The sequence below is a fragment of the Fortiea sp. LEGE XX443 genome, from assembly GCF_015206815.1.
Taxonomy (GTDB): Bacteria; Cyanobacteriota; Cyanobacteriia; order Cyanobacteriales; family Nostocaceae; genus Nostoc_B.
This window is the reverse complement of record NZ_JADEXZ010000024.1, coordinates 16,680-27,010: the sequence shown is the minus strand read 5'-3', so window position 1 is coordinate 27,010 and position 10,331 is coordinate 16,680. Positions and strand designations below refer to the sequence as shown.

At 42.6% G+C, this 10,331-nt stretch carries 9 protein-coding genes; 6 read left to right on the top strand and 3 right to left on the bottom strand.

The genetic code is table 11. The features are described from left to right. Positions 1-264: 264 nt before the first annotated feature. From IQ259_RS11575 to IQ259_RS11565, 3 genes are all read right to left on the bottom strand, one after another. Positions 265-2,970 carry a family 10 glycosylhydrolase gene (locus IQ259_RS11575; RefSeq protein WP_193884777.1) on the bottom strand — a complete coding sequence of 902 codons (2,706 nt, stop codon included), beginning with the start codon at positions 2,968-2,970 and terminating at the stop codon, positions 265-267. A 98-nt stretch (positions 2,971-3,068) separates the two neighbouring features. Further along, complete coding sequence (locus IQ259_RS11570; protein WP_193884776.1) at positions 3,069-4,409, bottom strand: TIGR03279 family radical SAM protein; 1,341 nt, start codon at positions 4,407-4,409, stop codon at positions 3,069-3,071. Positions 4,410-4,442: 33 nt separating this feature from the next. Then, a complete protein-coding gene (locus tag IQ259_RS11565) occupies positions 4,443-5,267 on the bottom strand; it encodes an undecaprenyl-diphosphate phosphatase (RefSeq protein WP_193884775.1) in 825 nt (274 codons plus the stop codon). Between the two features lie 600 nt (positions 5,268-5,867). Here IQ259_RS11565 and IQ259_RS11560 point away from each other — a divergent pair. The 6 genes from IQ259_RS11560 (at position 5,868) to nadB (ending at position 10,273) form a co-directional block, all read left to right on the top strand. Beyond that, positions 5,868-6,647, top strand: a complete 780-nt coding sequence (locus IQ259_RS11560) for a DUF3120 domain-containing protein (protein ID WP_193884773.1) — start codon at positions 5,868-5,870, stop codon at positions 6,645-6,647. Between the two features lie 152 nt (positions 6,648-6,799). Continuing rightward, positions 6,800-7,111 carry a hypothetical protein gene (locus IQ259_RS11555; RefSeq protein ID WP_339383870.1) on the top strand — a complete coding sequence of 104 codons (312 nt, stop codon included), beginning with the start codon at positions 6,800-6,802 and terminating at the stop codon, positions 7,109-7,111. Between the two features lie 16 nt (positions 7,112-7,127). Further along, positions 7,128-7,445: a type II toxin-antitoxin system VapC family toxin gene (locus IQ259_RS11550; RefSeq protein ID WP_228014488.1), complete on the top strand. Its 318-nt coding sequence runs from the start codon at positions 7,128-7,130 to the stop codon at positions 7,443-7,445. Positions 7,446-7,530: 85 nt separating this feature from the next. Then, a complete protein-coding gene (locus IQ259_RS27560) occupies positions 7,531-7,662 on the top strand; it encodes a hypothetical protein (RefSeq protein WP_255525336.1) in 132 nt (43 codons plus the stop codon). Between the two features lie 248 nt (positions 7,663-7,910). Next, entirely contained in the window at positions 7,911-8,339 is a 429-nt protein-coding gene (psbU, locus tag IQ259_RS11540; protein WP_193884769.1) for a photosystem II complex extrinsic protein PsbU, read from the top strand. A 257-nt stretch (positions 8,340-8,596) separates the two neighbouring features. Beyond that, complete coding sequence (gene nadB / locus IQ259_RS11535) at positions 8,597-10,273, top strand: L-aspartate oxidase (RefSeq protein ID WP_193884767.1); 1,677 nt, start codon at positions 8,597-8,599, stop codon at positions 10,271-10,273. The last annotated feature ends 58 nt before the right edge of the window (positions 10,274-10,331 follow it).

The following is a 10,331-nucleotide window of genomic DNA, read 5'->3' as shown; positions in this document are numbered from 1 at the left end:
TAATCACGATAGCTATTGTCAATAGTTATCTCAACTGAGTTTATTCCAGTATGTTTTAGGATTTTGATGCCAGATTGATAATATTATCCTAATGATAAATACTGTGAATTCACTGTAAATTTTGTATGAAGAAACACAAATATTAAGAATGGTCAAGGATCATTTGTCATTCGTTAAGAGGCAGAAGGCTAAAGAAAAAATTTCATACTTCACACTTCACACTTCACACTTCACACTTCATACTTCACACTTCATACTTTTTATCTACTGGCGTAATTGCGATCGCCTTTGACCATAACGTAATAGTCTTTCTATCATTGCCAGCCGATTTTCCCACGCTTTGACTTGATAGGGGTTATTAATCGCAGGTTCGCGCATCCAAATGCGGAATTGCGCCTGAAATCGAGTTAAAGAGGCTTTTGCTGTGAGTAACTTACTAGGTGAAGGTGAGGTAGCCAACTGATTTAAAGCTTGCTCTAGCACTTCTATTTGGTTGTTAAACTCAGAAATTCTGATGGTAGGTATTTGCAGTTGATCGTTTTCCATGACAAACTGCCATTCCCGTTTCAGTGCTGCATAACGAGCAGCAGCAGTTTGAAAAGGCTGACGGTGGGGAATCGGTTCAACAGCAGCTACAGCTTGCACTTTACCTTGAGTATGAGTAAAAATTTTCAGCAAATCATTGTTAAAGTTCTCGGCGGCAAAAAGTGCATAACCACTAGCTGGCAAGTCTCTAATGACTTGGAGTTGGTCAAATGCAGCCAGATTTGGTAAAGATAGCAAACGAATTCCTGGCACTAATAATGTAGAACCCAACTGTGTAGAAGCTATCCAAGGTTGTGCTAGGCGTTGGAAACGAGCTGTATCTTGGGCATAAGTCATGGGGACAATTAAATCTATATCTCCTCGTCTTGCCCAAACTTCCCAATGTTGTTGTAGTTTCTGAATCCGTTCTCGTTCTGGTAGGGGAAATACAGCCACCGACAAAATCAAATTGTCACGCTGTTTACGCAACATCTGTGATACATCGGCGACAAAGCTATCAACTTGTTGGGTACGAAATTCTGTCCACTTTTGCCACAATTCGCCTTGAGTAGGCGAAAGAGTCAGAGGATCGACACCAGTCAACTGCTGAAATTGCGATCGCGCAGCTTGACCGTAACCGTAAGTCCGACCGACAAAAGGATCTTGGAAAGGATAGCGGATGTAATCTAGCTGTAAACCATCTACCTGATATTTGGTGACAATTTCTTCAAATAATTTGAGGAGATATTGCCGCACTTGCGGGTTAGCTGGATCAAAAAATGGCTTGGTCTGACCAGGGGGAATGGTATTGCCTTTGTTATCGTAGTTTGCCCAATCGGGATGAGCCGCCAATACTGGCCCTGGGTAATCAGGATGAACGTTAATTACTTGGTTGTGGCGCTGGTTCCCCGCGGCAAAAACCCACACCCAGGCGTGTAACTCCATGCCTCGCTCATGGGCTAATTTTACCGCCACAGCTAAAGGGTTCCAGCCGCGAATTAGGGGGTTTTGCTGTGGTGCAACTTGACTGGGGTAAATTGGGTAACTGGCGTTGAGAGTTTCAAAAAAAACGGTGTTAATTCCTGACTGTGCCAAGCGGTCAAAAACTTCGGCTAATTTTTTTTCACCACCAGCTCGGACAATTGTGCCTCTATCTAACCAGACTGCGCGAATTTCTGCTGGGGCTAGTCGGCGATTTGTCGGAAAATTTTTCCACAAATTTGCCCTTGTGGCCAGCCACTGCTGACGAGCTACGGCATAGTTTTTATTAGCAATTAGTTCGGTAATACTTTTGGCAACTAGCCGCGCCTGTGCTATTGCTTGCTCTCTACTGGCGATGGTAAATCCCGGTCTAGTGGAAGCTACGCGCGTCTCTTCTTCTTTGAGAGACGGGGAATGGCTAGTGATGGCTTCGTCAGAATTAGCAGCATGAACTGATGCGGCTAATTGGGCGCTTTCTAAGCGACTAATCAAATTTTCTAACTCTTGCTGGAGGGCGATCGCTTCTTTGTCGTCAATCGGCGCATTAGAATTGGGTTCAACATTCCAACGCACTGTTTGTTCTAGTTGGTCAATCGCCTCCTGGGAAGATGGCGGTGTGATTCGCTGAATTAATCTAGGTTTGGGTGCGGTAGCGGTGATGGGCGATGGGGAAGTTGGGGGAGTAGTTGCAATTGTGGTCAAGCAACTTGAGTCAGCCCCAGCGATTTTTTTCTGTCCTTCAGATGGTGCTGTTAGATGGCGATTGATGGCAGCTTTTAACCAGGCATGATCTAACTCGAATGCTGAGGCTGCATCTGTTCCCCAGCGCCAGCCCAATAAGGTAGACCATTCTGTACTGACTACGGCAGCAGGACTATCTTTGGCATTCCACACCGCAGTGGTTTGACTGGTAGCACCGTTGGGAATAACCACACCACCACGGACTTGACCAAAAAGTTCGGTTTGGTTGGCCCATCCCTGGAGCTTGGTTTTAGCTGGTTTGAGTTGTTGTGTTTCATCCAGCCCAAATCCCCAATAACTGCCCAGGAGCGATCGCATTAACTGCCGGACTCCCGGTGCTGATAAACTGCCGACGGGGCCACTAGCAATGATTTTGCCTCCTTTGCTCACCCATTGTTCTAAGGCGATCGCTTGGGCGGGGGTGAATGTCTCGATGTTGGGCAAAAATAATACGCGGCGATCGCCCCAATCAGCATTACTTCTGACTTGCGATAAGGGAATCACGCAATACTTTGCCCCAATGGCTTGCAAGCGCTTCGTAATTCCTGCCCATTGCTGCGTGTTTTCTGTACTCTGAACTACGCTCAATACAGGTTCTTCACCCGCTGCCCTAACTGGTAAAACATTAAAAATACTTAAACAATTAATGATGAAAAAGTTAAAACTAAAAATGAAGAATCCGGCTTTTTTGGTTACTTTTATTGCAGTTCCCTGATTCTTCACTTTTATCCCTCACTTAATTTATTATTAGACAGTCCTTTATTAGTTATTATTCAGCATATCAATAAACTACCTCCGAAAAACAACTGATGTTTTTATATTTAGTTTTTAATTTGTTCAGCAATACAGGTGTTGATTAATTCTTGTACTCCTGCTACTGGAAATATTTTGATATTTAGTTTTCTCTCTAGTTCTGCAACGCTAACATCATCTAAAAAGACTAATTCACCATGTTTGAGCATGACTTTTGGCAGTAAAATTCCATCGCCTAAATCTTGTTCTTTTAAATTTAAATGTAAATCATGTCCAGTTAATAATCCGGTGACACTAATAGTTTGCCCCCAATAATCACTGGCTAAAGCCCACATATTTACTTCTAAACCATCAACAGAATTTAAACGTTGCAATATCGGTTGAAAGGCTTTTTCTACAGCGTTACCGACTACCCAAGTAAACCTTCTTTGAGGATAAACTTTGGCTGGGAGTAATTCAGCAGCAGCCGAGACAAATTGTTTGAGAAATAACCTAATCGAACCAACACCGTTATCAATTTGCGGATAGTCTTCGTATTCTGCTTCTGTGGGTAATTCTTCACCCGCAATTAAAAACCATTCATCGGCTAACCAGACAACATTAGAGCCGAATTGCTGGCGAAATTGCTGTGAAAGCGATCGCACCTGTACAATTACTTCTTGAGCTTTTTCTGGAGTTACAGATGTGAGTTCGTCTGCTTGGGGACGAAACCTTGTCAAACCTACCGGCACGACTGCCACCGATGCTACAGCAGGTACATCACCAGTATAAAATGACGCTAAATCGTGTAATGTTTGTTCCAGATGTTTGCCATCATTTATACCAGGGCAAACTACAACTTGAGCATGAATTTGCAATCGTCTTTTTTGGAACCAGCGCAGCTGTTCCATAATTTGTCCCGCACGTTGATTTTTCAACAGACGGATTCTTACATCGGGTTCTGTAGCATGAACCGACACAAATAAGGGAGACAAGCGCATTTGTTCAATTCGCTGCCATTCCTTTTCTGGTAAGTTGGTTAAGGTAAGGTAGGAGCCATACAAAAAGCTCAGACGATAATCATCATCTTTTAAATACAAGCTTGAGCGCTTACCTGGTGGTTGTTGGTCAATAAAGCAAAACGGACAGCGATTATTACACTGTATTAAAGCATCAAATAAGGCAGTTTCAAATTCCAGCCCTAAATCATCGTCATAGTCTTTTTCAATTTCGACGTTATGGGTTTTACCAGCAGTGTCTAAAACCTCTAGTTCTAAAAATTCATCAGCACAGAGAAACTGATAATCAATCAAATCGCGGGGACGTGTACCATTAATAGCAACGATCGCATCACCAACCTCAAAGCCAATCTCAGCAGCGATGGAATCTGGTAGCACCCTGGTAATTTTTGCAGGCTGAATGGTAGTCATTGGTCAATAGTCATTGGTCATACATTGATTACATTATCCTTCCCAACCTGCCGCGATCGCCAATAAAATGACGCTGCCAAATGCCAATCTATACCAAACAAAAATCAAAGTGTTTTTGGTTTGCAAGTATTTGATCAAAAAAGCAATTGATAGATAGGAAAAAATAAAGGTTGAAATAATTCCCACAATTAACAAGCCCACAATGTTATCTGGTAACGCTTGGGTTTGAAATAATTTGAATATTTTCAAACTTTTATACAGGGTGGCAATAGTTAAAGTGGGAAATCCTAATAAAAATGAGAATTTCGCGGCGGTATCGCGTTCCAATCCCAAAAATAAGGCAGTTGTCAAGGTTGAACCAGAACGAGATACGCCAGGAATCAAAGCCAGTGTCTGTCCCAATCCAACTAAAATCCCATCCCGAATCTGCAATGAATCAAAACCGCGTTTGCGAGTGCCAATTTTTTCAGCTAAACCTAGTAGAATTGCCATAATAATTGACATAATGGCAATAATTAATGCACTCTCAGGCAGAATATCTTTCAACAAAAAGCCAACAATTAAGGCAGGTATTGTTCCGACTGTAATACCAACAAGAATTTTCCATTCTTCACGTTGCCAGTCTTTCTCTTTGAATGCAGTGATTCCACCTTTGACAACATTAACAATGAGTGACCAAAAATATCCCACAATAGCGATAACACTGCCAAATTGAATAGCATCAACAAAATCTTTAGAACCTAATTCTTTCCAACCAAATACTTTGGTAGCAATTAGAAGATGTGCTGTACTACTGATGGGTAAAAACTCTGTAATACCTTGAATAATACCCAAAATAAAAGCTTGAATAAACTCCATTTATTACCTTTTTAAGATTGTACAGATGATCATGAACATTTTTTAGCTAGTAATGTTGCTTTATATACTTCTTGTTCTACTCAATCTTAAATAAAATTCAATTTTACAATCAACAACACTATTTAAGACGCTGGCCATGTTCTTACAACTACTTCAATAAGTCAACGCCATTTTGCCAATTTTATAGAACTTTTATCAATGACCGAAGAAAGGCAGAGGGCAGGAGGCAGAAGGCAGAAGGAATAAAATATATTTTTGCCCTCTGCCACAGGGTTTCAAGCACCATTATTTATTTATGAACAAAAGTAAAAAGATTTTTCTGGGGACACGCAGTGCGAGAAAAAAGGTGTCCTTGTTGAAACCCCTGAATTTATTTATGGGGTTTTCCCTTCTGCTCTCTGCCTTCGTACTTCTGCCTTCGTACTTCTGCCTTCTCATGAAAAAAGATGCAGTGAGATTTTAGGAAATATTTCCCAATGTCTTTTTCTGCGGACATCTCCAGCACTGCCTCAAATTTCAGTATAATAAAAATACCCCTGGGGGGGATTCTGAGGTATGTTATCTTAAATAAAATAAAGTTTAGTAACAATTATTAAAACTTTGATTAATAATACATTGTCTGGTTACAACGCTTCTACCACCGCTATAAATAAGGAATTACCCTTAAGGGATGGTGGGCGGCTAGGTATCGAAGAATTAGAATCTACGCTTTCCGTATCGCCATCTTTACCATTGTTAATATCGCCTCGGCAAACTTGGTTGGTGTTGGCGGCGGCGATATTCTTAGTATCAGTACCTGTATTTATCGAAGCACCACTTGTGCGATCGCTACCCAGTCTCAGTTTAGCGATCACAGGATTTTGGGTATGGCTGAGTTTTCGCTTAATGTCACGTCCCGCAACTTATTTGTGGGGGGATTTGCTCTTAGGCTTTAGCTGGAGTTGGTTAGCAGGAGCAATTTATTGGGGTTGGTTGCGTTGGGAACCTTTATGGCATTTACCAGTAGAGGCGATCGGCTTACCATTTGCTTGTTGGTGTCTACTTAAAAATTGGGGCAAGGTTGGTAACTGGTTTTATCTAGGTTCCTTATTTGGTACAGTCTTAACCGATGTTTATTTCTACATAGTTGACCTAATGCCCTATTGGCGACAAATTATGCAAGTCGAACCTGATCGTGCGTCGCCTATACTACAAGCTGCTGTAACTCAAGTCCATACACCTTGGGGGCAAGTTTGGGCAGTGGTACTCGCATCAGTACTACTAACAGCCGGAATTTTACCTTTACTTAACCAACAACAACACTGGTATGCTTTTGCTGGCGCAGCTTTAAGCACTATTTTGGTAGATGGCTTATTTTTGTTAGCAGCTAGTGCTGCTTGAAAGCATCAGCACAGGGAGCGCACCATCTGATTATGAATAAAAGAAACTTTTTTCCCATACACCCATATTTCTTTAGAGTGCTGAGTCAACACTTACAGGAAGTAGAAGCATAATTAAGGTACTTTCCAAAATATGAGTTATTAGATGCCGACATGGAAACCATGAATTTGCGATGGCTTCGCCAACGCCAAGGGCAAACGCATATTGGCTCTGATGGTATATTACAAATCCAAACAACTACTGATTTAAAAGATACTTCTGTTGAAGTAGTAGTAGTTATACAGGCATTACCTGATACCGAAGTTACAGAAATTGAGGAAGTCCAAGCCCAATGTAACGCTTGGGGAAAGCCCACAACAAAAAAATCGATCAGTCATGCTATTGCCAGAATGAAACAACTACGGCGAGAAGTGGCGTTAGATAAAACGTCAATCCGCTCAATGATAGAAGAAGGGCGAAGATAATCAGATGTAGTTTGTTTTGGATTGTTCTGTAGCAATTAGCTGGTGCTTGGTGGATGAAAATAACTCCAGTGCTGAGGCAATATTGGCAATAATGCCGGATGCTGAAGCTTTTGTGCCGGGAATTTGGTCACTGGAGATTGCTAATGTACTGCTTGTAGCTGAACGGCGTAACCGTATAACTAAAGAACAATCCGAAGAAGCGATTGCTTTACTACAGTCACTTTTAATCCGGGTTGATCTGGCTACAGATGCAAACGCCTTGGGTATAACCTTAGTACTGGGGCGACAGGAAAGTTTAGCAGCTTATGACGCGGCTTATACCGTTTCACTTTAAGTTTGATACAAGTAGGTCGCAGGGGGGCAGGGGGTAGGGAGCAGAGGGAAAGAATTAAAAACCATTAATTTGTATCAAGATTTTCGTGAATTGGTATTACTTAGAACTGGCGCTGCGATTGGGATTGCCCTTGGCAACGATTGATACTCGATTAGCAGAGGCGGCTATCAAGTGTGGGGTGGATTTGGTTACTACTGATGAGGAAACGCATTTATAACAATAAAAGTACAAAAAAACAGAACTCTGTAACAAAAAGTAAATTGAGTCAAACCCAATAGCAGTAAATATTGTGGATATTAATACGCTGTATATTAGTTTCTGATGACTGCTGTGTGTTGATTGAGCTATCAGTTCTTAGTCAAGGGTTAAGAGTCGAGAGTCATAAATATGGCTCAAAGATTATAAACTGTTGACAGCTGTAAGCTTAGAGCCATTATTCAGTTTGATAGAAAGAGGTAAAAAGTCGTGAAAAGATTGGCGCGTTTATTAACAGTATTTACGTTGTTGCTTGGTTGCTGGGGATGGTTAGGTACAACTGGAATAGCCCAAGCTGCTGGGATCAACAGTCTGGCTCTGCCGCAAGTCCCTGTTTTAGCAGTGGAATCCAGCAACCGTGCAGATGCTAAACTAGCAACGGAATTTGGGAAAAAAATTGATTTAAATAATACCAATGTCCGAGCTTTCCAAAATTACCCAGGTCTGTATCCGACTTTGGCGAAGAAAATCATCAAAAACGCTCCTTACCAAAAGGTAGAAGATGTGTTAGAACTACCAGGATTGAGCGATCGCCAAAAACAACTCCTGCAAGCTAATTTCGATAACTTCACCGTTACCGAACTAGAACCTGCTTTCAACGAAGGAGACGATCGCTTTAACAACGGGATCTACAGATAAGCCTAATTATCGTTAATGTAGAAAACAGTAGCCCACTCCCTAGATGGGAGTGGCTCTCTTGTAGAAAAGTCCTGTTAGCGATAGCGGGGCGTTTAGCCCGTGCTGAGTGCTGAGTGTTATTCACTGAGCGACTTGTCTTGAGCGTTCGCGTAGCGTCTCGTAGAGAAGTCGAAAGGAGTCGAAGTGTGAGTGCTGAGTTCTGAGTATAAAAGCTGTTTGTAAGGACATATCGTAAAAATTTCTCCCCATCTCTCACTTTGTCTGAAATAGAAATTCCTCGCCAATTTGATGTTTTAGTAGTCGGTGCTGGTGCGGCTGGACTATACACATCGCTGTGTTTGCCAGAGTCTTTGCAAGTCGGCTTGATTACCAAAGAAACTGTTACTTTGTCTGCCAGTGATTGGGCGCAAGGTGGGATTGCTGCGGCGATCGCCCCAGAAGATTCGCCTAAGTTGCACATTGAAGATACAATCCAAGCCGGTGCAGGTTTGTGCGATCGCGCCGCCGTGGAATTCCTTGCCCAACAAGCCCCTAGCTGCATTCAATCTTTGGTAAATTTGGGTGTAGCTTTTGACCGTCATGGTCAAGCCTTGGCTTTGACTTTAGAAGCTGCCCATTCTCGTAACCGTGTTCTCCACGCCGCTGACACTACCGGTAGAGAGGTCACAACTACTTTAACGGCACAAGTATTACGCCGCAAAAATATTCAAGTTATCCAACAAGCTTTAGCACTGAGTCTGTGGTTAGAACCCCACACAGGGCGCTGTCAGGGAGTTAGCCTATTTTATCAAGGTGAGATTACATGGGTAAAGGCCAAAGCCATCGTTTTAGCAACTGGAGGCGGTGGCCAAGTTTTTGCCCAAACTACTAACCCAGCCGTGAGTACGGGCGATGGCGTGGCGATCGCTTGGCGGGCTGGTGCTATGCTGCGAGATTTGGAATTTGTGCAATTTCACCCCACCGCCTTAACTAAACCAGGCGCAGATCGCTTTTTGATTAGTGAGGCTGTCAGAGGTGAGGGCGCACATTTAGTTGATAATAGAGGGAGACGGTTTGCCTTTGACTATCACCCAGCGGGAGAACTTGCACCGCGAGATGTAGTTAGCAGAGCAATTTTTAGCCATCTCCAACAGACTGCTGTCGATCTGGCTACCGCCCATGTTTGGCTAGATATGCGCCCCATCCCCCCTGACAAAATTCGTCATCGCTTTCCCAACATCATCAAAGTTTGTCAGCGTTGGGGAATTGATGTTTACAATGAACCAATTCCTGTGGCTCCGGCGGCTCATTATTGGATGGGGGGGATTGTGGCAGATTTACAGAATCGCACGAACATTCCTGGTTTATATGCGGTGGGAGAAACCGCCAGTACTGGAGTACATGGAGCAAATCGTCTGGCAAGTAATTCTTTACTAGAATGTATTGTATTTGGCGCACAGATGACGGATATTTCACTAGCAGATGTTGAACAACTATCAGAAATACCAGTGTTGCCGTTACGCGAATTGAGTATAGATGTCAATGATTGGCAAATCCAGCAAGTACAGTTAGAAGCATTGCGAGAGAAGTTACCGCGTTTAGTTTGGCAAAGTGCTGGTATCTGTCGGGAACAGTCGGGATTATTAAAGGCGATCGCAACTGTAGAAGCTTGGCAGCAAGATTTTGCTATCTTACCCTTGAGTCAATTCTTACTTTCTTTACGTGCTAATGAATCTGTCAGGTTCAAAACACCGGATGTAGAGCGGCAATTAAGACTGTGGGCAGAAACTCGGAATTTATTAGATGTAGCTTATTTAATTCTCAAAAGTGCTGCTTTTAGGACAGAGAGCCGGGGCGGACACTACCGCATCGATTATCCAGAGCCAGATCCTAATTGGCAAATTCACACACTTGTACAAAAATTTCAATGGAGTAAATCCACTCCTTTAAGCTAGTTACTAACGAGCAAATATCTTTGACTTTAGACTTAATACATTCCCATAACATTTATCT